The sequence below is a fragment of the Mycetocola miduiensis genome (assembly GCF_900115155.1).
Taxonomy (GTDB): Bacteria; Actinomycetota; Actinomycetes; order Actinomycetales; family Microbacteriaceae; genus Mycetocola_A; species Mycetocola_A miduiensis.
This window is the reverse complement of the sequence record NZ_FOVM01000011.1, coordinates 35174-56672: the sequence shown is the minus strand read 5'-3', so window position 1 is coordinate 56672 and position 21499 is coordinate 35174. Positions and strand designations below refer to the sequence as shown.

The window sequence follows — 21499 nt, the reverse complement described above, 5'->3', positions numbered from 1 at the left end:
CCGAGGCGGCATACGGGAGCTTCTACAATTGGCGGATGCGAGAGATTTCCCTTCCCCCAGAACTCCTGCCCGCTGACGGTCGCTTCGGTTGCGGCCCTTCGAAAGTCCGGGCGGAGCAGGTGGACGCCATTGTTCGCGCCGGCACCAGCCTGCTCGGCACGTCGCACAGGCAGGCTCCTGTCAAGAATCTCGTCGGGAGTGTTCGCTCCGGGTTCGAGACCTTGTTTGATCTCCCGGAGGGCTACGAGGTCATCCTGGGCAACGGTGGTTCGACGGCGTTCTGGGATGCCGCTGCGTTCGGCCTGATCGAGCGCCGCAGCGAGAACCTCACCTTCGGCGAGTTCGGCTCGAAGTTCGCCAAGGCAGCGGCAGCGCCGTGGCTTGAGGCACCGCTCGTCCTCGATGCCCCTGGCGGTTCACGCAGCGAGGTGGAGGTAGCCGAGGGGATCGACGTCTACGCGTGGCCCCACAATGAGACGTCGACCGGCGTCATGGCGCCCGTACGACGCGTGGCGGGTGACGATGGCGCCCTCACCGTCATCGACGCGACGAGCGCCGCCGGCGGGATCTCGTTCGACGCACGCGAAACGGATGTCTACTACTTCGCGCCACAGAAAAACTTCGCCTCGGATGGTGGTTTGTGGTTCGCGTTGTTCTCACCGGCCGCCCTTGACCGCGTGGAGCGCGTTGCGGCATCCGGTCGTTACATCCCCGAGTTCCTCAGCCTCAAGAACGCGGTGGACAACTCGCGCCTGAACCAGACGCTGAACACACCAGCGCTCGCGACCCTCGTGATGCTGAACGACCAGCTGGAGTGGATGAACGGCAACGGTGGCCTTGGCTGGGCGTCGGCACGAACCGCGGAATCGTCATCGCACCTGTACGACTGGGCAGAGAAGACGGCGTACACCACGCCGTTCGTTTCGAACCCGGACCACCGCTCGCAGGTTGTCGTCACCATCGACTTCGACGACTCGATCGACGCGGCCGGGATCGCCAAGGTCCTCCGGGCCAACGGGATTGTCGACACCGAGCCATACCGAAAGCTCGGCAGGAACCAGCTGCGCGTGGCAACCTTCACCGCGATCGAGCCGGACGATGTCCGCCAGCTCACCCGCAGCATCGAGTTCATCGTCGACGCGTTGTAAAGCCCAAGGGCAACAAGAGAGGCCCCCTCCGCGGAGGGGGCCGTTCTTGTTTACGTTGACGTTTCTGGACGTATCGCCCAGGAGGAGCGTCGCTCAGTAACTGCGGTCGAGTCCTTCGTCATCGTCGTCGTCGTTGTCGTCATCGTCGTCGTCGTCGTCATCGTCATCGTCGTCATCGTCATCGTCATCGTCATCGTCCGACTCTTCGTCGTCGTCGTCATCGTCCGACTCTTCGTCGTCGTCGTCATCGTCCGACTCTTCGTCGTCATCATCGTCGCCGTCATCGTCCGACTCGTCATCGTCCGACTCGTCATCATCCAATTCGTCGTCGTCGATTTCGTCAACATCGACGCCATCGACATCGCCAGCATGCAGGATGCTGAACTCGGCTTCGTCATCGTCGTCGTCGCTCTCGTCGAGAACCGCGGCAGCTTCAGCGAGGGCTTTTGCCTCGTTCTCCGCTACTTCCTGACTGGCCTGGTAATCGGCGAGGCGCTCAGACCACGGCACCCATTCCGGGGCGAGCAGGGCGGTCTCGCCCGGCATGAGCTCTGTCTCAAGCACGGTCACAGTGTTCTCGTCGCCGGCGCGGGAGAGGGTGACCGTCCAGTGCCACCCGGGGTACCCGCGCAACTTGCTGTCGAAGAAGAGCGAGAGAACATGATCGTCCTCCGCCAGGTGACCCACGGGTTCGCCTATCGTCTCGGCCGGTGTCACCTCGAGCAGTGCGGCGCGAGCAACGTCGACTGATGCAAGCAAGACCTCGTCGGCGACCGGCGCCGGTCGTTCAACGGCGAGTTCTGCGGTGGCTTCTCCAGCGGCATCCGCTGTTTCGCCGGTGCCCTCAGCCGTACGGCCGGATTCGGGAGCAACCTCAACCGCCGGCGAATCGACCGGGACGGTCGGCACGTCGCGTCTGCCTGTTCCAGCTTCTCGCACGTCAGCATCCGCGTCGTGAGGGGCCTCTGCTTCACCCATCGTGCCCGTTTGGGGTCGAATGGTGGTCTCCGACACGTTCTCGGCGGAGATTGATGGCTCGTGCGTCGGATCGATAGTGGAGTTCTCAGTGGTTGTCATCGGAGTGCTCCTCTGGAAAAGACGGCGGGCCCAGCCTGGCGCAGCGATCACGCGTCCAGTTCGTCGGCCACGCGTCGCAGCAACAGTGCAACCTTGCGGCTGTGGGCGTTGTCGGGGTAGCGGCCCCTTCGGAGGTCTCCTCCGAGGCCGTCGAGCAGCTTCACGAGGTCTTCGACGATGATCGCCATGTCGTCCGCGGGCTTGCGCTTCATCTTGACGAGGCTCGGCGGAGCGTCGAGCATCCGAACCGAGAGCGCCTGCACTCCACGCTTGCCGTCGGCGATACCGAACTCAAGGCGGGTACCTGCTTTGACGGAGGTCACGCCTGCGGGCAGAGCCGAGGCATGCAGGAAGACTTCCTGGCCATCGTCGCTCGAGATGAAGCCGAAGCCCTTCTCGTCGTCGTAGAACTTAACCTTGCCGGTGGGCATGGACGAACCTCGCTGTGAACTGGACACGCCGGCCACGAGCCGGCGTGCGGTGCTGTCGCCCCGGCAGGAGCCGCAGGCGAACGGGAGAACTCCCGCCCCTCCAGCTTAGAGCGTCTGCGGATTCCCCGGCACCTTCCTCATCATTGGGGATGGGCGCGGTATGCCGATAACCTGAGAACTGTGACCGATCCTCAAAAGCACAACGTCAGCCGCCTCGAACGGGTCCTGGCGTTCATGCTCCTCGCGCTCGTCCTCCTCTCTGTCGCGACGTTCATCGCGATCATGGTCGGCACGATGCAGGGCATGGGATCGGATGACTTCGCCAGCGGACTCTGGCCCGTCGTCGTGATGGTCCCGTACATCGGCCTTCCGCTCGCGATCGTCCTCCTCATCATCCTCATGATCTCCAGTGCTGTTCGGCGTGCGCGTGAATCCCGCCGGGACCAGCCGGAGCACTGACCGGGAAACTGACTGCAGATGACTGACATCCTCACTCTCGCAGGCAATCTCCGGGCTCTACCGGACGCTACGCTCGAGGAGTTGCTCATCGACCGCCGCGTGGCGTCCGCCGCACGGGCGGAGGATTTCTTCGACCTGGCCGAGCTTCTGCTCGACCCGTCAAGTATCCGGAGCGCTCTTCAGCGCCTGGACCGCCAAACCCTCAGTGTGCTTGCGGCCGCGACGACGACTCCGCTTCCTGCCGAACAGATCGTCGACCGGCTCTCCGGGTTGGGCGCCGCGGATGTCGATGTCGCCGACGTGGAGAAACGTGCGTCGTTCGCCGCCGACCGAGCCCTCCTCTCGCGCGTCGACGGCGGCTACGTCTCCATCGACGCCGTCGAAGCGGTTCTGGCCAGCTGGGCGATTGCAGGTGTCCCGATCGCGGTGGAACTGGCATCCGCTCCGGCCCCGTCCCTTCCGGCGGCTGCGTCCGAGGCCGCACACGCCCTGACCGACATGAGCGCGGCGGAGCAGGCGTTCCAGACCACCTCAGCGTGCGGCGAACTGCTCCTGGAGCTCCTCATCAATCCCGCGCGTGAGTTGGGCAAGGGCGGGCCGGCGCTTCCCGAACGCAAGCGACTGGCGACCGTCATGCAGGTCCCTGGGCACACAATCGACGCCCATCTCGACCTCTCGGTTCGCGCCGGCCTCGTGAGCCATGTGCCCGGGCTCTGGCTCACCGCCCCGGCCGGCGAAAACTGGCTCGCCCTCACTGCCGCAGAACGCTGGCGCATTCTTGCCGCCGCGTGGCTCGACGCGCTTCCCTCCCAGGTACGCACCGTGCTCCGCGGACGCACGCGCTCCACCTGGGGTCCTGCGCTACACGACTACGCACACTGGCTGTACCCAGCAGGCGGCGACTGGATCCGTAACCAGGTCGCCCGCGTAACCGAACAGGCCACGATGCTCGGCATCACGAGCGGCCCATCTGCCGACGCCCAGGTGCCCAGCACCGCCGGTCGGATCCTGCTCGAAACGGATGCCGCAACCGCTGCGACCGCGATGGCCTCCCACTTTCCGACCCACGTCAGCCAGGTTTACCTCCAGCACGACCTGACCGTCATCGCGCCTGGCCCTCTTCAACCGGAACTCGACCTGCGGCTCCGCACGTTCGCCGACCTCGAGGGACGCGCGCAGGCTTTCAGCTACCGCCTCTCAGTGGAGAGCGTCAACCGGGCTTTGTCTGCCGGCGACACGGCGGCAGACATGCTGGACTTCCTTTCCTCGCTCTCGCTGACCGGTGTCCCCGAGCCCGTCCATTCCCTCATCTCGCAGGCTGCGGCACGGTTCGGCGCCATCCGGGTCGGTTCGATCCCCGTCAATCACCCGGATGCCGTCTCCGCGAGAACGTACGTTCGTGCCGACGACAGCAGCCTGATCGGCATGCTCGACGGCGACCAAGCACTCAACGCGCTCGGGTTACGACGGTCGGATGCGAACCGGATGCTTTCCCGGCTCGACCTGGAGGACGTGTTCTGGGCGATCAGCGACGCACGGTACCCCGTCGCCGCCGAGACCGCTTCCGGTGAACTCATCGGCCTGCGCCGCCGCCGCGTGGCGCCGCCGGTCGAACCTGAGCCCGAACTTCCCGACCATGGGATTTTGATCAACCGGCTCCGCGAGGTCGAGGGCGATACATCCGAAGGGACCGACCTGGCTTGGATCGCGCGCCAGCTCGACGCGGCGATTCGTGCGAAACAGACCGTCACGATCACCGTCGAAGTGCCGCGTTCGGGCCCGATGGACTTCGTGCTCGAACCGACCGGCGTGTCAGGGGGCCGGTTGCGCGGACGCGACAAGAAAGCCGACATCGAGCGCACCCTTCCACTGTCGAGCATCATCGCCCTGAAGTAGAACTCAGCCCTCTGGCTGGCGCAGGTAGCGCAGCAGCAGCGTTCCGTCGGAACTCAGCACATGGGCGAGCATCATCGGTCGCTGGATATCCGTCGGCGCCCCTGCGACGATCCGGCCGGCGCCCGGGCCCTCTGCGAAAGGGCTGATCGTCAGGCATACCTCGTCGACGGCATCCTCCCTGAGGAAGTCGCCGAACAGAGAAGGTCCACCCTCCGAGTGCACCTGCGTGAGCCCGCGGCCGGCAAGGAGCGACCGCATCCGTCGGGGGTCGACGTTCTCGTCGCCGGCGACGAGAACGTCCGCGACCTCGGCGAGCGCGGTGCGACGCTCCCGCGACGCCGCCTCCCCGGTAAGGACGATCGGTCGCACCGGGGCCTCCGTGAAGATCCGGTGCCCGGGGTCGAGACCCAGCCCGGCCGAGACAATCGCGAAAACGGGCTGGTCGGAAAGTCCGTGCCCCCGTCGCCAGTGCACGGCAGGCTCGTCGAGTCGCATCGGACCGTAGCCCTCGGCCCGCACGGTGCCAGCGCCGACGAGAACGACATCGCAGAGTCGCCGGAGAATGTCGAAAACCCGCTTGTCAGCCGGCGTGCCAAGACCCGCGGTCAGGCCGTCGTGGGTGCCTGCGCCGTCGATGCTCGAGATGAAGTTCACCCGGAGCCACGGCGCAGATCGGTCGTCAACCGCGTAGAGGACGGCGATTTCGTCGTCGCTGAGTGTCATGCCCGTGCCGAGCAACGAAATGCCTGGTTCAGTCATTGTTTTCCCCCGTGTTGTGGCGCAGGTACGCCGGTTGCCGAAATCCGAGGATCGCTTCGGTCATGCGTGCGGCATCGACGGCCGGGCCGACGTTGTGCATCCGGAGAATCCTCGCCCCGTTGAGAACAGCGACAACCGCCGCGGCGAGCGATCCGGAAACTCGCTCCCCGCGTTCCCGGTCGAGCGTCTCACCGACGAAGTCCTTGTTCGACACTGCGGCGAGCACCGGATAGCCCAGGTCCGCGATCTCGGCGAAGCGCCGGGTCAGTTCCAGGGAGTGAAGGGTGTTCTTGTTCAGGTCGTGCCCGGGGTCGATGAGGATCCGGTCGGCCGAGATCCCGGCGGCCAGCGCAGCGTCGACGCGCCCGGCCAGAAATGTCCTGACTTCAGCGACGACGTCGGCGTACTGCGGACGGGCGAATGGGGTACGTGGTTCAGCGAGGCTGTGGGTGATGACGACCCCAGCCGTCGTGTCCGCGAGAACGGCGACCATGCTGGGGTCCCGCAGGCCCGTGGTGTCGTTGATGAGATCCGCGCCCGCATCGATGCTCGCCCGCGCGACGTCGGGCTGGAAGGTGTCGACCGAGATGACGACGTCGGATTCCGCCCGCACGGCCGCGATGACGGGCACCACCCGGTCGATCTCCGCCTGGACCGATATCTCCGGTCCTGGTGCAAACGGCGCTCCCCCGACGTCGACCATTTCGGCGCCGTCGGCAACCGCCGCCAGAGCGGCGGCCACGGCCGCGTCTAGGCCGAATGTGCTGCCGCGGTCATAGAACGAATCCGGCGTCCTGTTGACGATCCCCATCACAACGACCTGCCGCGAAAAGTCGAATGTGCGCTGTCCGATTGTCCGGACCGGGGAGATGAACTCCGGCATTTTGGCGGCGCCTGCCGGCGGTGGCTTCGTCATGAGTCCATCGTGCCGCACCCGCGTCCATCAGTGACATGCCGGAGCGCGCGAGTGGGGCATCCGTTCTCTGGCGACAGGTCCACACCACGTATGGGTGACGTTCAGGAAAGTAGCAGCTAACACGCAGATACTGGTCGTATGACTGGACCACGCATTCTCATCGTCGATGACGAACCGAACATCCGCGACCTGCTCACCACAAGTCTCCGCTTCGCCGGCTTCGCCGTGCGCGCGGTCGGGAACGGTGCCCAGGCCATCTCAGCCGTGCTCGAAGAAGAGCCGGACCTCATCATCCTCGACGTCATGCTGCCGGACATGAACGGCTTCGGCGTCACCAAACGCCTGCGATCCGCTGGATACACCGCGCCGATCCTCTTCCTCACGGCGAAGGACGACACCGAAGACAAGATCATGGGCCTCACGGTCGGCGGCGACGACTACGTCACCAAACCGTTCAGCCTCGACGAAATCGTGGCCCGCATCAAGGCAATCCTCAGGCGCACAATGCATGCTGATGAGGATGCCGTCATCCGCGCAGGCGAACTCACCATGGATCAGGACACCCATGAGGTTCTCGTCGGCGAAACGCCCATCGAGTTGAGCCCGACCGAGTTCAAGCTTCTGCGGTACCTCATGCTCAATCCCAACCGGGTGCTGAGCAAGGCGCAGATTCTCGACCACGTATGGGAGTACGACTTCAATGGCGATGCGGGCATCGTCGAGAGCTACATTTCCTACCTGCGACGCAAGCTGGACCAGTTCTCGACTGAACCGCTCATCCAGACCAAGCGCGGATTCGGCTACATGCTGAAGACAGCGAGGACCTAAGCCGAATACAGGTACATGCACGATCCAGTAGCCGAGTGGTGGAACGCGATTTCACTGCGGACGAAGATCACCGGCGTGACCGTGCTCGTCCTGACCTTCGGGCTGCTCATCGCCGGTGTGGGCACCGTTGTGATGCTGCGGCCGGCGCTCGTCGACAAGGTCGACACCGACCTCATCTCGGCAGCGCAGTCTCCTGTGCCGCCCGGGTTCGTGGGACTGGACAGCAGCGCCGAGGCCGACAACGCCGGCGACATGGTCAAGGACGCGATGTCGTCTGACTACTTCACCGCGATCTACGATGCTGATGGCCGGTTGCGCGCGGCGACCTGGCAGGACCGGCCGGAGCATTCACTGCCCGATATCAGCCCGACGTTCGAGCTGTCCACTGCGGTCAAGAGCGACGGGGTGTTCGAGCTGAGGAGCCTCGACCGAAAGACGACGTATCACGCCGTCGTCGTGCCCTATCAGTGGGATCACCAGGGCAGCATCGGAGTGGTCCTCGTGGCCATTTCGATGCGCGAAACCGAAACGATCATCGCCACCTACCTGACGATCTTCTTCGGCCTCGGACTCGGCGTCATCATCATCGGCGCCCTCCTCACCCGGCTTCTCGTCACCAGCACCTTCCACCCGCTTCGCGAGGTCGAACACACGGCGGCGGCGATCGCAGACGGTGACTTCAGCCAGCGTCTCGCTGTGGCGACGCCGAACACGGAGGTCGGCCGGCTCAACCGCTCGCTCAACACCATGCTCGCGCGCATTGACCAGGCATTCTCCGACCGTGCCCGCACCATCGAGCAGATGCGACGCTTCGTCGGCGACGCGAGCCACGAATTGCGCACGCCCCTGGTAACCGTGCGGGGCTACGCCGAGTTGTACCGGATGGGAGCGCTGCAGAACTCCGAAGACCTCACCCAGGCCATGGATCGGATCGAGAAAGAAGCGATCCGGATGGGCGGGCTGGTCGAGGACCTGCTCGAACTGGCCCGACTCGACGAAACCAAGCCCATGGTGATGACCCCCGTGGACCTCTCCCCCATCGCCAGGGACGCAGCCCTCGACGCGAACGCGTCGTCTCCTCGCCGCACGGTGACCGTCATCGTCGATCACCCACCCGCGACGGAAACCGCACCCCAGCCTGCAACGGAACCCGCAGCCCCGGCCCCCGCCGTCAACCGTCCGCCCCGGCCGGAAGAAGAAACCACTCCGACACGACCGATCGCCTTCGCCGGCGCGACTCTCGCCCGGCTGCGTCAGCGTCGGCCGCGAAAGGGGTCAGAGAAGGACGTCGGCGGCGCCACGGTCGACACCGGTCACACTGTCGCGCCCGAACCGGCCCCCGAAGTGCCGGCCATCGTGCTCGGCGAGGAGAACAAACTGCGCCAGGTTGTGACCAACCTGGTCGGCAACGCGCTCCGGTTCACCCCCGAGAACAGCCCGCTCGAGATCGGCGTGTCGGCTAATCCCCACACCGGCACCGCGACGATTGCGGTCATCGACCATGGCGACGGTGTTCCGCCGCAGATCCGGGAGAAGATCTTCCAGCGCTTCTGGCGGGCGGACACGTCGCGCACCCGCGAAACCGGGGGGTCCGGACTTGGGCTCGCCATCGTCTCGTCGATCGTGGCAGCCCACCACGGAACTGTCTCGGTCTCCGAGACTCCGGGCGGCGGGGCGACGTTCCGCATCGAGCTGCCGCTGGCCGAGCCGCCTGCCGCACCTGCCGTCGGCTGACGACATCCGGGCGCCCCTTTGCTCGGGCACTAACGGTCGAAGCAGTCGCTCGGGCGTTTATGGTCGAACCGCCGTTGCTCGGCCACAAAGGGTCAAACTTCACCGCAAACTCCAGCCGCTACCGACCGAGCAGCACGCCGCCCGCGGCCCCTCCCAGTGACCGCGTCCGTGCCGGTTCTCCACCATCAGGCGGGCGAGCCGGATGCCGCCTCGTTCGCGCCTACCGTCGGACGATCGGATGCTGCGCACGGCGCATCCGGATCCTGACGGAGGACGTCCATGACCAGGTACCAGGTTGACAGCGACATCATGATGGGGACCACGGGGTCGGTCCGCGCCCGGATCGAAACGATCCAGGCGGAAGTGCAGGCGATGATGCACCAACTGACTGAGCTTCAGTCGACCTGGACCGGCGAGGCGTCGAATGCGTTCCAGGGCGTCGTCGCCGACTGGCGGGGCACCCAGCGCCGGGTCGAGGAGAGCGCCGTCACCATCAACACAGCGTTGGCGAGGGCCGGCACCCAGTACTCCGAGATTGAGCGGTCGAACACCGACCTCTTCCGCATCTGACCGACCTATGGCGGCAAGAGCGCCGACAACGAACAGCGGGGCGCCTCCCGAAGGAGACGCCCCGCTGTTGCGAGCTGCTTGAACTGAGAAGGCGGTGCCTAGAAGTCCATGCCACCGGTCGGGTCGCCGGCCGGAGCCGGGTTCTTCTCCGGCTTGTCGGCGACAACGGCCTCGGTGGTGAGGAACAGGCCCGCGATCGACGATGCGTTGAGCAGCGCTGAACGGGTGACCTTCACCGGGTCGTTGATGCCGGCAGCCAGCATGTCCACGTACTCGCCGGTCGCGGCGTTGAGGCCGTGTCCGACGGGCAGGTTGCGGACCTTGTCGGCAACAACGCCCGGCTCGAGGCCGGCGTTGAGGGCGATCTGCTTGAGCGGTGCGTCGATGGCGACCTTGACGATGTTCGCGCCGGTTGCCTCGTCGCCCGAGAGCGAGAGCTTCTCGAAAGCGGTCTTGCCTGCCTGGATGAGCGCAACGCCACCACCGGCGACGATGCCCTCTTCGACGGCAGCCTTCGCGTTGCGGACAGCGTCCTCGATGCGGTGCTTGCGCTCCTTGAGCTCAACCTCGGTTGCTGCTCCAGCCTTGATGACTGCAACGCCACCGGCCAGCTTGGCCAGGCGCTCCTGCAGCTTCTCGCGGTCGTAGTCGCTGTCGGTGTTCTCGATCTCCTTGCGGATCTGGGCGACACGGCCCGCGATCTGCTCGGGGTCGCCGGCACCTTCGACGATGGTGGTCTCGTCCTTGGTGATGACGACCTTGCGTGCACGGCCGAGAAGGTCGAGGGTGACGTTCTCGAGCTTGAGGCCGACCTCTTCCGAGATGACCTGTCCGCCGGTGAGGATCGCGATGTCCTGCAGCATGGCCTTGCGGCGGTCGCCGAAGCCGGGAGCCTTGACGGCGACCGACTTGAAGATGCCACGGATCTTGTTCACGACGAGTGTCGCGAGCGCTTCGCCGTCGACGTCCTCAGCGATGATGAGGAGCTGCTTGCCGGACTGGATGACCTGATCGACGATCGGGAGCAGATCCTTGATGTTCGAGATCTTGGTGTTCGCGATGAGGATGTAGGGGTCCTCGAACACAGCTTCCTGGCGGTCGGGGTCGGTGACGAAGTATGCCGACAGGAAACCCTTGTCGAAGCGCATGCCCTCGGTCAGCTCGAGCTCGGTGCCGAACGTGTTCGACTCCTCGACGGTGACGACGCCTTCCTTGCCGACCTTGTCGATCGCCTCGGCGATGATGGAGCCGATTTCGGTGTCACCGGCAGAGATGGATGCCGTCGCGGCGATCTCTTCCTTGGTCTCGACCTCTTTCGCGTTGGCGATGAGCTCTTCGATGACCGCAGCGGTGGCCTTTTCGATGCCGCGCTTCAGCGAGATCGGGTCAGCCCCAGCTGCAACGTTGCGCAGACCTTCGCGGACGAGTGCCTGGGCAAGGACGGTAGCGGTGGTGGTTCCGTCGCCAGCGACGTCATCGGTCTTCTTGGCGACCTCCTTGACGAGCTCCGCACCAATCTTCTCGTACGGGTCGTCGAGCTCGATCTCCTTGGCGATGGACACGCCATCGTTGGTGATCGTGGGGGCGCCCCACTTCTTCTCAAGGACAACGTTGCGACCGCGTGGGCCGAGCGTTACCTTGACGGTGTCGGCCAGAATGTTCAGACCGCGTTCGAGGCCGCGGCGGGCTTCCTCGTCAAAAGCAATGATTTTTGCCATGTGGTTTTTCGTCCCTCCCGGACGTGATGAACGTAGTTAGCACTCTACGAATGCGAGTGCTAACACGATTCTGGCACTCTCCCTCAGGGAGTGCAAGCTCGCACCCATCACCAAGCAACTCGCGCGACCGGTGGGGCACGAACCCCGCATAACGCAACGACGCCGCCCACACAGTGTGAGCGGCATCGCAGGGCGAAACGCGCAACTCAGGCGGGACGCACGGCCTCCGCCTGCGGGCCCTTGGCCCCTGTGCCGATCTCGAAGCTGACCTGCTGGCCTTCTTCGAGAGACTTGTATCCTGAGCTGTCGATAGCCGAATAGTGGACGAAGACGTCCTGACCTTCGCCGTCGACGGTGATGAAGCCGTAGCCTTTTTCAGCGTTGAACCACTTCACGGTTCCGTTCGCCATGTGTTACTCCCATTGCTGTGTTCACTCCGTGCAGGCAGGCGCCAGCCCGGGTCTGCCGTACCAAGGCCCGGCAATCGTGCTGACCTCGGTTGCCTGGGGCGTTCGGCGGCGCACAATGATGACCAGTTCCAGATACTAGCGAGGAGAACTGCGGCCCCAACAGGGGTTTGGCGCTGGATGTGCGGAATTTTTCCCAGCCGACGCGGGCCTGACCGCGCCCGAGGGGCATTTCCCGGCGGATGCTATCGCGCGGCGAAGTCGCTGCCGAGCACGACGGTGAGCTGCATGATGGGTTCCTCGCCCTCCTCCGCCGGAATCTGGAACTGGGTCGACATCTGGATGTTTCCCACGCCAAGCCCCTCGGCGAGACCGCGGGCCGCGCCTTCCTGCGACGGATCTGCGTAGTACACAGTCGTCGTCTCGACATCCGTGGCCGAGGCATTTCCCGGCGTGATGCTCTGCGTCCAGCCAGCTTCGTTGAGCTTCTCGATGGCTTCGGTGGCCAGCCCCCGAGTCTCGGTCCCGTTGAGCACGGTGACCATGGCGTCCGGGTCGATCGTGGCAACAGCCGTGGGCGTTTCGACGCTCTCGGAAGCGCTGGCCGCCGGAGTCGAGTTGTCGGCAAAGTTGAGGCGGTCGCCGAGCAGGGTCAGCCCGACGATCCCAGCCGTGACAAGCACCAGTGTTGCCAGCGCGGCCCAGAGGAACAGCGACCAACCTCGGCCCGGCGGCACTGGTGCCCGATGGGCGCCGACCCGCTTCAGATCAGCGGGGACTTCGTCGAACCTGTCCTTGGCGAAGTGGTGTGCCATGTCGGTGGTCTCAGGTCCTCTGTGTCGCGGTCAGGCGGTGTGCTGGCATCGATCCGGCCCAGGGCGCCGCTTGTCTAATCGGCGTTCCTGGCGCGCGCCCGGCGTGCGGCCTGCCGTGTGTCGCGCAGCCTTTGCAGGCGCTTGACCAGGAGGGGATCGTGCACAAGTGCTGCGGGCGAATCAATGAGTACGCCCAACAATTGATAGTAGCGCGTGGGCGAGAAACCGAACGCGGCGCGCACAGCCTCTTCCTTCTGCCCGGCGTGCTGCCACCAGCGATTCTCGAACTCGAGGATCGCGAGGTCGCGCTCCCCCAGCGGTTCGTCGTGGCCGTGTGTCGATTTGTGCTGATTGTCGTTCATCATTCACCACCGCTGAAGAATCTGTTTCGCCTGACCTCGGCCGTGCTGCAATCCTAAGCTGTGCGTGTTTCACGGAGCCCGACACACCGTGCGCATCCCAGAACGAGCAACGGATCCCCAGGTTTGTTACGCAGCCTGAACACCAACCGGGAACACGTTCGCCTCGGAAGGGGTTAGATAAGGAGCAAGCATCAACCCGTGAGGAGCACAATGACGCAGCCTGTGAACAAGAGCAACGAAGAGTGGCGCCAGGAGCTGACGACGGAGCAGTACGCCGTGTTGCGTGAAGCAGCAACCGAGCGCCCGTGGACCGGAGAACTGCTCGACGAGAGCCGCTCAGGTCTGTACACCTGTGCAGCCTGTGGCGCCGAGCTCTTCAAGAGCGGTACGAAGTTCGACTCCGGTTGCGGCTGGCCGAGCTTCTACGAGTCCGTGCGGCCGGAGGCTGTCAAGCTCATCGAGGACAACTCGCTGGGAATGGTCCGCACAGAGGTGCGCTGCGCCACATGTGATTCACACCTCGGCCACGTCTTCGACGACGGATTCGGCACCCCGACCGGCGATCGCTACTGCATGAACTCGCTGGCACTGAACTTCGCACCCGTCGAGTAACGTGACGAAACTGGTCGACGTCGTCGCCGGGCGCAGGTCCTGGTCGCGGGTAACAGCGGATGCTCCGACGCACGAGGAACTACTTCCTCTCGTCGCAGCATCCGCCCGCGTCGCCGACCACAGCGCCCTGCGGCCGTGGCGGCTGATCGAGTTGCGCGGGCGGGCACGCGAGAAGCTCGGAGCTGCGATCGCGAAGGCGGAGGGCGACAAGCATCCGTCGACCAAGCCGCTGCGCGCGTCGCTCTTGATCGCCATCGTGGTGACGGTGAAGAAGAATTCGAAGGTCCCCGCCTGGGAGCAGGAAGCTGTCGCGTCCGGCGTTGCCCACATGCTCAGCCTGTTGCTTCACGACGCCGGCTGGGGCGTCTTCTGGCGCAGCGGCACGTACACGCGGTCCAGACCGGTGCGCAAGATGCACAAACTTGCGAAGAACGAGCAACTGCTGGGCTGGCTCTACGTCGGTGGAGTGCCTGCTGACGCCAAACCGGGCTCACGCAAGCCCGTTGACGCGGAGTCGCTCATTTCCGAGCTGTAGCTTGCCGGGTTCTCCGGGTTGTTGCCGGCGACCGAAGCGTTGCCACGCAGACAGCGACAAGCGCGAGGGCCGCACCACCCACCGTGGAGAAGGCGAGCCCCGCCCCGCCTGGCGCGACGGCGTCGAGAAGGACGGAGCCGACCAGCTGACCAGCCACAGTGCCAAGCCCGAGGATCAGCACGCCGGTGTGCGACACCAGGAACGCGTTGACGCCGATGAAGATACAACCGATCGCACCGCCGATATAGAGCAGGGGTTCAGAGGGCAGCTGGTCCGGCCAGCCGACGAACAGCGCCCGGCCGAGCATGACGGCGACGAGGGCGCACGTCCCCACGATGAAGTTGATGAAAGTCGCGGCGAACGCACTCTGCGCCCGCGAGCGAACCCGCCCGTTGACCGCCGACTGCCAGCCGGTGCCGAACCCGGCGAGCAGCGGCATGGTGAGCATCCACAGCGGCAAATCCCCGCCGATCTGACCTGACACCGACCAGAGCACGGCTGCCACGGCGAGCGCCGCCCCGAGCAGCCGGGGCCAGGTCGTCGCCACACGTCCGTGGGGCCCGAAGCCGATCCGGTCCAGGATCAGGCCCGAAACAGTCTGGCCGGCAACGAGTGCGACGCTGAAGAGGGCGACCCCGATCACGGCGCCGGTGACACCCTGGGAAAGCACGAGGAACGCACCGGATACTCCGCCGAGGACTGTCCACCACGGCATGCTGCGTTCCCGGAGCGCCCCGGCGACGGCGAGCAGCCCGCGTCGTCCACTCCGCGCGAAGAGCAGGCAGACCAGAAGAATGACCAGGCCTGAGCCGAAGGAGATGGCGGCCGCGACGACACCGTCGCCGATCGCAAGCCCGAGCGCCCCGTTGATCCGGGTCTGGACGGCCGCGAGAGCACCACAGGCCGCAGCGAGACTGATCGCGAGTACCAGTGGAACTCGAGCGTCGGACGTCGGGGAATGAGCCGGCACCCCCGAGGAGGTGACCGAATCGGCGACCTTCCGAACGGACATGCGACTCCCGGGTGTCAGCGGGGCGAGCCCCGCCGGCGTTCCCCACCTACTATCTTGCTCCCTCTGCGGAGGTGTCCGAAACATCCGCCGAACGGATGCTCTGGCTTGTCACACGGTGGCGACCAGCGCGATGAGCGGTGGAAGGCCCTGGGCGTCCACTGAGGCGAAGAACCAGGCAAGCCAGGTCATTGCGAAACCTTCGCCCCGTCGATCGACACATCGTGGCGGCTGAGGACCTCTTCAATCGCCGGCATCGTTTCTCCGAGCGGCCGTCCACGAGGCATTGACGCGTCGAGGTCCGCCTGGAACCGGCCCATAGCGCCGGTCATGCTGAACACCAGGAATTTCGCCGTCGGAGTCAGCACGGTGAAGGTGTGCAGAGCGCCAGGCGGAATAGCGATCACGGAGCCTGGCCCGAGGTCGAAACGTTCGTCGTCGACCTGGACCAGCATCCTGCCCTGGAGAACGTAATAGGTCTTCGCCCATCCTGTGCGATGAAGTGGCGTGGGGTCATCGCGGGGCGCGTCGACCTCGAAGATCTCGTAGGAGTCGTCCGTATGTCCGCTGTCCACCTTGACCGTGAGGGTGGCGTCGGGCGCGTGGATCTCTGCCCCGTCGCCGGCACGGCCTGTCGCCTCGCGAACGCGAGGTCAGCCGCCAGGTCATCGCCGGGTATCCGACGACGGTCATCGCCGCTCACCTCTTCGTCACCGCCAACACAGTGCAGGATCATCTGAAGTCGGTCTTCGCAAAGGTCGGGGTCCGCAGCCGCGGAGAATTGGTCGCGAGGCTGCAGCCGCGATCCGACGCATCCGCACTGCCCGAACCAGTAGTTCTCTGAGCCTGCTGCGACGGGCGGACTGCGACCCCACAACCGGCGCGGGACGTGATGGAGCCGCCTGTCGGATTCGAACCGACGACCTGCGCATTACAAGTGCGCTGCTCTGGCCAACTGAGCTAAGGCGGCGTGTGCTCGTCAATCATAACGAACCCCTGTCGTTCATCTGGCCATGACATCCTTGGAGGACATCACCACAACGAGGAACACGTATGCCCGAGCAGTCCACCGCACCGTCCGTCACCGAACGCACCGGGCGCGGTGTCCTCGATCTCGCGATCCGCTGCGGTGAGGTCATCTTCGCCTCCGGCGCGAGTGCAGAGGATGCGACCGCGACGATGCTCGCGGTGACGCGGGCATACGGTTTGAAGGGGTGCGAAGCGGATGTCACGCACACCGTAATCACGCTGACCTGGGACGACCCCGCGTCCAACGACACGATCACGCGCTCGAGAAATGTGAAGTACCGGACGCTCGATTACACGAGGCTCACGAACACCTCGACTCTCATCGGCGAACTCCTGCACGACCCACTCCCCCTCGTCGAAGCCCGGCTCCGGGTGAACAGCATCATCACCGCCAGGCCGATCTACCCCTGGCCCGTGCGACGGGTCGGGTGGAGCCTCGTCGGAGCGGGCGCTGCGTTCCTGCTCGGGGGCGGGCCGCTCGTCGTCGTGGCCGCGTTCGCCGCCACGTTCTTCGTCGACCTGCTCACCAGCAAGCTCGCGAAGACCCGCATGTCGGTCTTCTACCAGAACCTTGCGGGCGGCGCCGTCGGGCCTCTCGTCGCCGCGGTGGTTCACTACATCGACCCGACCGCGAACTCCTCATTGGTGGTCGTCGCAACGATCATCATGCTGCTGGCTGGTGTGACGTCATTCGGCGCCGTCCAGGACGTGCTCACGGGTTTCTACGTCACAGGGACAGCGCGCGTTCTCGAAGCGCTCCTGATCACCGGCGGCCTCGTCGCCGGCGTGGCCGGCACCACGATGCTGCTGGCCCGGTTCGGCCTCGTGCTCGACATCGCACCGTACATGGCGCCGACGTTCTCGGATCTGCCCCTTCTGCTTGTCGCAGCCGTTGTCACCATCATCGGCTTCGCTCTCGCCGTGGAAGTTCCGCCTCGGGCCATCTGGGCGGTCAGCGTGCTCGGTATCGCGGCGTACTTGGTGTACACCGGCGGGATCGCCGCACAGTTCGGCGTTGGCTGGTCGGCCGCATCCGCAGCCGTCATCGTCGGTGTGCTCTCCGCGGTGGCGTCCCGCATCGTCCGCACGCCGCCGCTGCCCCTCGTCGTCTCAGCTCTCGTGCCGCTCGTGCCCGGCCTGATCCTGTTCCGCGGCCTGCTCGAACTGAGCGCAGGCTCGATCGATGGGCTGCTCAGCATGCTCGAGGCAGCATCCGTCGCCGTCGCCCTCGCCGCTGGCGCGCTGCTCGGCCAGTACCTGGTGCAGAACGCGCTCGGGCCCGCGCGACGGATCCAGCGCCGGTTCGTCGGCCCCCTGATGGGTGTCCAGGTGCGGCTGGGCCGCAAACGGGACGAGAAGATCTAACCGGTCCTGCTACGCCGGCCCGCTACTGGGCTGGCGCCGAAGGGGATGGACTCGGGCTGGACTTGGCGTACGTCTCGCTCGCGACCGAGAGCACGAAGGCCTGGAATTCCTTCTCATCGGTGATCGAACCCGTGTACTGCTTGTCGTTGACCAGAACGGTAGGAGTCGCCTTGACCTTGTCGAGCGAGGAATGGGGCACGGGCTCGGTGGTCGCCCGGTCAGTGGCCGACTGCACCCACGCCTTGTAGCTTGCGTCGTCAATGCACTTTGCGATGTTGGTCTGGACGGGGCCGGCCGTGGCCGTTCCTGCGTCGGTCTTGATCGCATCCGCGACGATCTTCTTGAGGTCGTCGTTGGAGTGGCCCTCGGTTCCCTCTTCCGGCTGCTTGTCGAACATCAGGGTGTTGAAGGCGAAGAAGCTGTCCGGCGCGTAGTTGGCAACGCAGGCAGCCGCGTTGGCGGCACGCAGCGAGTACTGCGATCCGGCAGAACGCCCGGTGAGGATAGCGATCGGGTGGTATTCGACCGTGGCGGTGCCGTTCTCAGCCCAGGTGGCGAGCTGTTCGGCGTTGGCCTTTTCGAACTGACCACAGACCGGGCACAGGTAGTGGACGTAGATCCGGATGTTCGGCACGTTCGCATCGACGGAGGTCGAAACGGGCGCTGCTCCGGCGGCGAGAGCCGGGGTCTCGACGGCCTGGAGATCTGTTCCGATGACGATGCCGTCGCTGGCCATATTCATCGGTCCTGGCGCTGGGGGACGGATCGCGCTGGTGAGGATGAAAGCCACCCCGGCGACGATGGCAATGACGACGACCAGGATGCCACCCTGCAAGAAGGCACGTTTGCGCTTCTCCTGCTTGCGTTGCGCATCCCGGAGTTCTTTCGCCTTCTCACGGGTCGCCTGACGACGCTGGTTCTTCGTCGGAAGAACTTCCGGTGCGTCGTTGTCCATGAATCCTCGCTTCGGTCGGTCAGTAGGCAGTCGGCTTCAGCTTCGCTGCAGAATTCAACATCCACCGATCGTAGTTGCGCACACTGGGAAATTCCCAAACGGATGCTGGAAGCGGCAGGCGGGTGAATCACCGCGAACCCGCGCGTTCCGGGGTGCTTTCTGCCATACTAAGATCTCGCAACCGGACGTCAGCCCGGTCGCGCGCATGCAATGCAGCACGCAACGCATGATTCCATTCACTCGGATCGTCCGGCACGTACCTGCCGGTGAAGGAGAAAAACATGTCATCCGTAACGTTCGATAACGCGACTCGGCTGTACCCGGGAGGTACGCGCGCCGCCGTTGACAAGCTGAACCTCGAGGTCGCCGACGGCGAATTCCTCGTGCTGGTCGGCCCGTCCGGTTGTGGTAAGTCCACCTCCCTGCGCATGCTCGCCGGCCTTGAAGAGGTCAACGACGGCCGCATCCTCATCGGTGACCGCGACGTCACCGACGTGCCGCCGAAGGACCGCGACATCGCCATGGTGTTCCAGAACTACGCGCTGTACCCGCACATGACGGTCGCTGAGAACATGGGCTTCGCCCTGAAGATCGCCGGCGTCAACAAAGACGAGCGCGCGGCGCGTGTTCTCGAAGCGGCCAAGCTCCTCGACCTGGAGGAGTACCTCACCCGCAAGCCGAAGGCACTCTCGGGTGGACAGCGCCAGCGTGTCGCCATGGGCCGCGCCATCGTCCGCCAGCCGCAGGTCTTCCTCATGGACGAACCGCTGTCGAACCTTGACGCCAAGCTCCGTGTCCAGACCCGTACGCAGATCGCGTCGCTCCAGCGCCGCCTCGGTGTCACCACGGTCTACGTCACCCACGACCAGACCGAGGCCCTCACCATGGGCGACCGGATCGCCGTGCTGAAGGACGGCATCCTGCAGCAGGTCGGAACTCCGCGCGACCTGTACGAGAAGCCACAGAACGTCTTCGTTGCCGGATTCATCGGCTCCCCTGCGATGAACCTGCTGACCGCGGATGTGGCAGACGGTGGCATCCAGTTCGGCGCCCGCGTCGTTCCTGTCGACCGTGACGTCATCGGTGAGGCAACCGGACGGCAGGTCACTGTCGGTGTCCGCCCCGAAGACATCCAGGTGTCGACGGAGCCGGGTAACGGCCTCGAGGTCCAGGTCGACCTGGTCGAAGAGCTCGGCGCCGACGGCTACCTCTACGGTCACGCTGACGTCGAAGGCAAGCGCACCGACCTCGTGGCGCGAGTCGACGGCCGCATCCACGCCCACGCCGGCGAGAAGGTCTTCCTCATCCCGACGCCGCGCCACGTGCACGTCTTCGATGTCGAGTCGGGCCTCCGCCTCGGGAACAAGGCTGTCGTTCCGGAGTAAACAGTTCCCGCGCCGGCTGAATGGGTCCTGCCCAGTCAGCCGGCGCTACTGTTTAACCACCATGAGCGCATCACTCAACATCACAGCGGCCACCGTCGATCCCGCGCTTCTCGACCTCCCCTGGGATCTTCCCCTCGAGGACTGGCCGAACGACACCATCGCGTCACTTCCCAAGGGCATCTCACGACACCTGGTACGGTTCGCGAACCTGTCCGGGTACGTCGTCGCCGTCAAGGAAACCACCACGGAGATGGCGCGTGGCGAGTACGACATGCTGCGCACACTGCAGCGGCTGGACATCCCCTGCGTCGAACCGGTCGCGGTCATCACCGGCCGCTCAGACGCCTCCAACGACCCGCTGCCGAGCGCGCTCGTCACCCGACACTTGAAGTTCTCACTCCCCTACCGGGCACTCTTCTCCCAGCAACTGCGCCCAGACACCGCTGGTCGCCTTGTCGACGCCCTGGCCGTTCTCCTTGTGCGACTGCACATAGCCGGGTTCTTCTGGGGCGACGTGTCGCTCTCCAACACGCTCTTTCGCCGGGATGCCGGCGCGTTCGCCGCGTACCTCGTCGACGCTGAGACCGGCAAGCTCTACTCCGGCGGCCTTTCTAACGGCCAGCGCGAGAACGACCTCGAGATCGCCCGCGTCAACATCGCCGGCGAGCTCATGGACCTCGAGGCCGGCGGCCGGGTCGACGACGACCTCGATCCGATCAAACTGTCCGACGGCATCGTGGCCGCCTACCGGTCATTGTGGACCGAACTCACCGGATCGGAGATCTTCTCATCCAGTGAACGGTGGAGGATCAACGAGCGGGTCGACCGGCTGAATGCCCTCGGTTTCGACATCGAGGAGCTCGCCATCAAGACCGACGAAACCGGGTCCCGCGTCAAGATCCAGCCTAAAGTCGTCGATGCCGGCCACCACCAGCGCCGCCTGCTTCGTCTCACCGGGCTCGACACGGGCGAGAACCAGGCCCGCCGCCTGCTGAACGACCTGGACTCGTACGGCGCCACGTTCGGCAAGTCGAACATGGACGAGGAGATGATGGCGCACGAGTGGCTCATCCGCGTCTTCGAGCCGGTGGTGAAGTCGATCCCACGCGACCTCAAGGGAAAGCTGGAGCCCGCCGAGGTGTTCCACCAGCTGCTCGAGCACCGCTGGTTCCTGTCACAGAAAGAAGGCAGGGACATCCCGCTGTCCGAGGCGCTGACCAAGTACATCAACGACATCCTGCGCCACCGCCGCGACGAGGCAACCGTGATCGCGCCGCCGACGGGTTCCGTCACCGTGCCAATCGACGTCGTCGAGGCCGCGGACGAGGTGAACTGGCGCGACCGCGTCTGAGGCGCGATCGCGCAACGCCCCCGCGGCTCAACCGATCGGGGCCTCGACGATCGGTCCGAAAGGGTGCCTCGCGTCGCCCGCGAACATCCCTTTCGGACCAATCAGTGCAGCGATCGACCCTTGGGGACCGATCGACGT

23 protein-coding genes and 1 tRNA gene are annotated in these 21499 nt (G+C 65.3%); 12 read left to right on the top strand and 12 right to left on the bottom strand.

Annotated features, from left to right (window positions below; genetic code table 11):
• Positions 1-35: 35 nt before the first annotated feature.
• On the top strand, positions 36-1148 hold the full coding sequence (gene serC, locus BM197_RS15240; RefSeq protein ID WP_090713063.1) for a phosphoserine transaminase: 1113 nt from the start codon (positions 36-38) through the stop codon (positions 1146-1148).
• Between the two features lie 93 nt (positions 1149-1241).
• Here the strand turns inward: serC and BM197_RS15235 are convergent, their stop codons facing one another.
• Positions 1242-2225, bottom strand: coding sequence for a DUF3027 domain-containing protein (locus BM197_RS15235; RefSeq protein ID WP_245762570.1), 984 nt, complete (start codon positions 2223-2225; stop codon positions 1242-1244).
• A 47-nt stretch (positions 2226-2272) separates the two neighbouring features.
• Complete coding sequence (locus BM197_RS15230) at positions 2273-2656, bottom strand: cold-shock protein (RefSeq protein WP_090713061.1); 384 nt, start codon at positions 2654-2656, stop codon at positions 2273-2275.
• A 180-nt stretch (positions 2657-2836) separates the two neighbouring features.
• On the opposite strand from BM197_RS15230, the gene BM197_RS15225 reads away from it, so the two are divergent.
• Together BM197_RS15225 and BM197_RS15220 are read left to right on the top strand one after the other, a co-directional pair.
• The gene (locus BM197_RS15225; protein ID WP_245762569.1) at positions 2837-3115 is read left to right on the top strand and encodes a multidrug ABC transporter ATPase; all 279 of its coding nucleotides are present in this window, start codon (positions 2837-2839) and stop codon (positions 3113-3115) included.
• 18 nt (positions 3116-3133) lie between these two features.
• A complete protein-coding gene (locus BM197_RS15220; RefSeq protein ID WP_090713057.1) occupies positions 3134-5011 on the top strand; it encodes a helicase-associated domain-containing protein in 1878 nt (625 codons plus the stop codon).
• Positions 5012-5014: 3 nt separating this feature from the next.
• On the opposite strand, the gene BM197_RS15215 is transcribed toward BM197_RS15220, so the two are convergent.
• Together BM197_RS15215 and folP are read right to left on the bottom strand one after the other, a co-directional pair.
• The gene (locus BM197_RS15215; protein WP_090713055.1) at positions 5015-5770 is read right to left on the bottom strand and encodes a pyrimidine reductase family protein; all 756 of its coding nucleotides are present in this window, start codon (positions 5768-5770) and stop codon (positions 5015-5017) included.
• Positions 5763-6686 carry a dihydropteroate synthase gene (gene folP, locus BM197_RS15210; protein ID WP_245762568.1) on the bottom strand — a complete coding sequence of 308 codons (924 nt, stop codon included), beginning with the start codon at positions 6684-6686 and terminating at the stop codon, positions 5763-5765. Before folP ends, BM197_RS15215 begins: the two co-directional genes overlap by 8 nt.
• Positions 6687-6824: 138 nt before the next feature.
• On the opposite strand from folP, the gene BM197_RS15205 reads away from it, so the two are divergent.
• The 3 genes from BM197_RS15205 to BM197_RS15195 all read left to right on the top strand — a co-directional run bounded on the left by BM197_RS15205 (position 6825) and on the right by BM197_RS15195 (position 9818).
• The gene (locus tag BM197_RS15205) at positions 6825-7514 is read left to right on the top strand and encodes a response regulator transcription factor (protein ID WP_090713051.1); all 690 of its coding nucleotides are present in this window, start codon (positions 6825-6827) and stop codon (positions 7512-7514) included.
• 15 nt (positions 7515-7529) lie between these two features.
• Positions 7530-9248, top strand: coding sequence for a sensor histidine kinase (locus BM197_RS15200; RefSeq protein ID WP_090713049.1), 1719 nt, complete (start codon positions 7530-7532; stop codon positions 9246-9248).
• 279 nt (positions 9249-9527) lie between these two features.
• Positions 9528-9818 (top strand): WXG100 family type VII secretion target, encoded by a 291-nt coding sequence (locus BM197_RS15195; RefSeq protein WP_090713047.1) that lies wholly within the window; start codon positions 9528-9530, stop codon positions 9816-9818.
• A gap of 98 nt (positions 9819-9916) precedes the next feature.
• On the opposite strand, the gene groL is transcribed toward BM197_RS15195, so the two are convergent.
• The 4 genes from groL to BM197_RS15175 all read right to left on the bottom strand — a co-directional run bounded on the left by groL (position 9917) and on the right by BM197_RS15175 (position 13123).
• Positions 9917-11536 (bottom strand): chaperonin GroEL, encoded by a 1620-nt coding sequence (gene groL, locus BM197_RS15190; RefSeq protein WP_090713045.1) that lies wholly within the window; start codon positions 11534-11536, stop codon positions 9917-9919.
• Between the two features lie 206 nt (positions 11537-11742).
• Positions 11743-11946, bottom strand: coding sequence for a cold-shock protein (locus BM197_RS15185; protein WP_090713043.1), 204 nt, complete (start codon positions 11944-11946; stop codon positions 11743-11745).
• 242 nt (positions 11947-12188) lie between these two features.
• The gene (locus tag BM197_RS15180) at positions 12189-12758 is read right to left on the bottom strand and encodes a LytR C-terminal domain-containing protein (RefSeq protein ID WP_090713042.1); all 570 of its coding nucleotides are present in this window, start codon (positions 12756-12758) and stop codon (positions 12189-12191) included.
• Positions 12759-12832: 74 nt separating this feature from the next.
• The gene (locus BM197_RS15175) at positions 12833-13123 is read right to left on the bottom strand and encodes a DUF3263 domain-containing protein (RefSeq protein ID WP_090713040.1); all 291 of its coding nucleotides are present in this window, start codon (positions 13121-13123) and stop codon (positions 12833-12835) included.
• Positions 13124-13330: 207 nt separating this feature from the next.
• On the opposite strand from BM197_RS15175, the gene msrB reads away from it, so the two are divergent.
• The gene (msrB, locus tag BM197_RS15170) at positions 13331-13732 is read left to right on the top strand and encodes a peptide-methionine (R)-S-oxide reductase MsrB (RefSeq protein WP_090713039.1); all 402 of its coding nucleotides are present in this window, start codon (positions 13331-13333) and stop codon (positions 13730-13732) included.
• Position 13733: 1 nt separating this feature from the next.
• Positions 13734-14267 carry a nitroreductase family protein gene (locus BM197_RS15165; protein ID WP_090713037.1) on the top strand — a complete coding sequence of 178 codons (534 nt, stop codon included), beginning with the start codon at positions 13734-13736 and terminating at the stop codon, positions 14265-14267.
• On the opposite strand, the gene BM197_RS15160 is transcribed toward BM197_RS15165, so the two are convergent.
• Positions 14251-15279 carry a DMT family transporter gene (locus BM197_RS15160; protein ID WP_090713035.1) on the bottom strand — a complete coding sequence of 343 codons (1029 nt, stop codon included), beginning with the start codon at positions 15277-15279 and terminating at the stop codon, positions 14251-14253. The genes BM197_RS15165 and BM197_RS15160 overlap by 17 nt on opposite strands.
• A gap of 185 nt (positions 15280-15464) precedes the next feature.
• Positions 15465-15851, bottom strand: coding sequence for a cupin domain-containing protein (locus BM197_RS15155; RefSeq protein ID WP_218151878.1), 387 nt, complete (start codon positions 15849-15851; stop codon positions 15465-15467).
• A 35-nt stretch (positions 15852-15886) separates the two neighbouring features.
• Between BM197_RS15155 and BM197_RS15150 the strand changes: the two genes are divergently transcribed.
• Positions 15887-16120 carry a LuxR C-terminal-related transcriptional regulator gene (locus BM197_RS15150; RefSeq protein ID WP_090713031.1) on the top strand — a complete coding sequence of 78 codons (234 nt, stop codon included), beginning with the start codon at positions 15887-15889 and terminating at the stop codon, positions 16118-16120.
• A gap of 49 nt (positions 16121-16169) precedes the next feature.
• Here BM197_RS15150 and BM197_RS15145 read toward each other — a convergent pair.
• A tRNA-Thr gene (locus tag BM197_RS15145) sits at positions 16170-16246 on the bottom strand.
• An 83-nt stretch (positions 16247-16329) separates the two neighbouring features.
• Between BM197_RS15145 and BM197_RS15140 the strand changes: the two genes are divergently transcribed.
• Positions 16330-17670 carry a threonine/serine exporter family protein gene (locus BM197_RS15140; RefSeq protein ID WP_090713029.1) on the top strand — a complete coding sequence of 447 codons (1341 nt, stop codon included), beginning with the start codon at positions 16330-16332 and terminating at the stop codon, positions 17668-17670.
• A 22-nt stretch (positions 17671-17692) separates the two neighbouring features.
• On the opposite strand, the gene BM197_RS15135 is transcribed toward BM197_RS15140, so the two are convergent.
• Complete coding sequence (locus BM197_RS15135) at positions 17693-18625, bottom strand: DsbA family protein (RefSeq protein WP_090713026.1); 933 nt, start codon at positions 18623-18625, stop codon at positions 17693-17695.
• Between the two features lie 281 nt (positions 18626-18906).
• On the opposite strand from BM197_RS15135, the gene BM197_RS15130 reads away from it, so the two are divergent.
• Together BM197_RS15130 and BM197_RS15125 are read left to right on the top strand one after the other, a co-directional pair.
• Positions 18907-20010, top strand: a complete 1104-nt coding sequence (locus tag BM197_RS15130) for an ABC transporter ATP-binding protein (protein WP_090713024.1) — start codon at positions 18907-18909, stop codon at positions 20008-20010.
• Between the two features lie 61 nt (positions 20011-20071).
• Positions 20072-21361: a DUF4032 domain-containing protein gene (locus tag BM197_RS15125; RefSeq protein ID WP_090713022.1), complete on the top strand. Its 1290-nt coding sequence runs from the start codon at positions 20072-20074 to the stop codon at positions 21359-21361.
• Positions 21362-21499: the final 138 nt, after the last annotated feature.

Excerpts from the sequence above, each read along its gene's own strand:
- serC (WP_090713063.1), top strand. The coding sequence starts at position 36 with ATGCGAGAGATTTCCCTTCCCCCAGAACTCCTGCCCGCTGACGGTCGC.
- BM197_RS15235 (WP_245762570.1), bottom strand. The coding sequence starts at position 2,225 with ATGACAACCACTGAGAACTCCACTATCGATCCGACGCACGAGCCATCA.
- BM197_RS15230 (WP_090713061.1), bottom strand. The coding sequence starts at position 2,656 with ATGCCCACCGGCAAGGTTAAGTTCTACGACGACGAGAAGGGCTTCGGC.
- BM197_RS15220 (WP_090713057.1), top strand. The coding sequence starts at position 3,134 with ATGACTGACATCCTCACTCTCGCAGGCAATCTCCGGGCTCTACCGGAC.
- BM197_RS15215 (WP_090713055.1), bottom strand. The coding sequence starts at position 5,770 with ATGACTGAACCAGGCATTTCGTTGCTCGGCACGGGCATGACACTCAGC.
- folP (WP_245762568.1), bottom strand. The coding sequence starts at position 6,686 with ATGACGAAGCCACCGCCGGCAGGCGCCGCCAAAATGCCGGAGTTCATC.
- BM197_RS15205 (WP_090713051.1), top strand. The coding sequence starts at position 6,825 with ATGACTGGACCACGCATTCTCATCGTCGATGACGAACCGAACATCCGC.
- BM197_RS15200 (WP_090713049.1), top strand. The coding sequence starts at position 7,530 with ATGCACGATCCAGTAGCCGAGTGGTGGAACGCGATTTCACTGCGGACG.
- BM197_RS15195 (WP_090713047.1), top strand. The coding sequence starts at position 9,528 with ATGACCAGGTACCAGGTTGACAGCGACATCATGATGGGGACCACGGGG.
- groL (WP_090713045.1), bottom strand. The coding sequence starts at position 11,536 with ATGGCAAAAATCATTGCTTTTGACGAGGAAGCCCGCCGCGGCCTCGAA.
- BM197_RS15185 (WP_090713043.1), bottom strand. The coding sequence starts at position 11,946 with ATGGCGAACGGAACCGTGAAGTGGTTCAACGCTGAAAAAGGCTACGGC.
- BM197_RS15180 (WP_090713042.1), bottom strand. The coding sequence starts at position 12,758 with ATGGCACACCACTTCGCCAAGGACAGGTTCGACGAAGTCCCCGCTGAT.
- BM197_RS15175 (WP_090713040.1), bottom strand. The coding sequence starts at position 13,123 with ATGATGAACGACAATCAGCACAAATCGACACACGGCCACGACGAACCG.
- msrB (WP_090713039.1), top strand. The coding sequence starts at position 13,331 with ATGACGCAGCCTGTGAACAAGAGCAACGAAGAGTGGCGCCAGGAGCTG.
- BM197_RS15160 (WP_090713035.1), bottom strand. The coding sequence starts at position 15,279 with ATGTCCGTTCGGAAGGTCGCCGATTCGGTCACCTCCTCGGGGGTGCCG.
- BM197_RS15140 (WP_090713029.1), top strand. The coding sequence starts at position 16,330 with ATGCCCGAGCAGTCCACCGCACCGTCCGTCACCGAACGCACCGGGCGC.
- BM197_RS15135 (WP_090713026.1), bottom strand. The coding sequence starts at position 18,625 with ATGGACAACGACGCACCGGAAGTTCTTCCGACGAAGAACCAGCGTCGT.
- BM197_RS15130 (WP_090713024.1), top strand. The coding sequence starts at position 18,907 with ATGTCATCCGTAACGTTCGATAACGCGACTCGGCTGTACCCGGGAGGT.
- BM197_RS15125 (WP_090713022.1), top strand. The coding sequence starts at position 20,072 with ATGAGCGCATCACTCAACATCACAGCGGCCACCGTCGATCCCGCGCTT.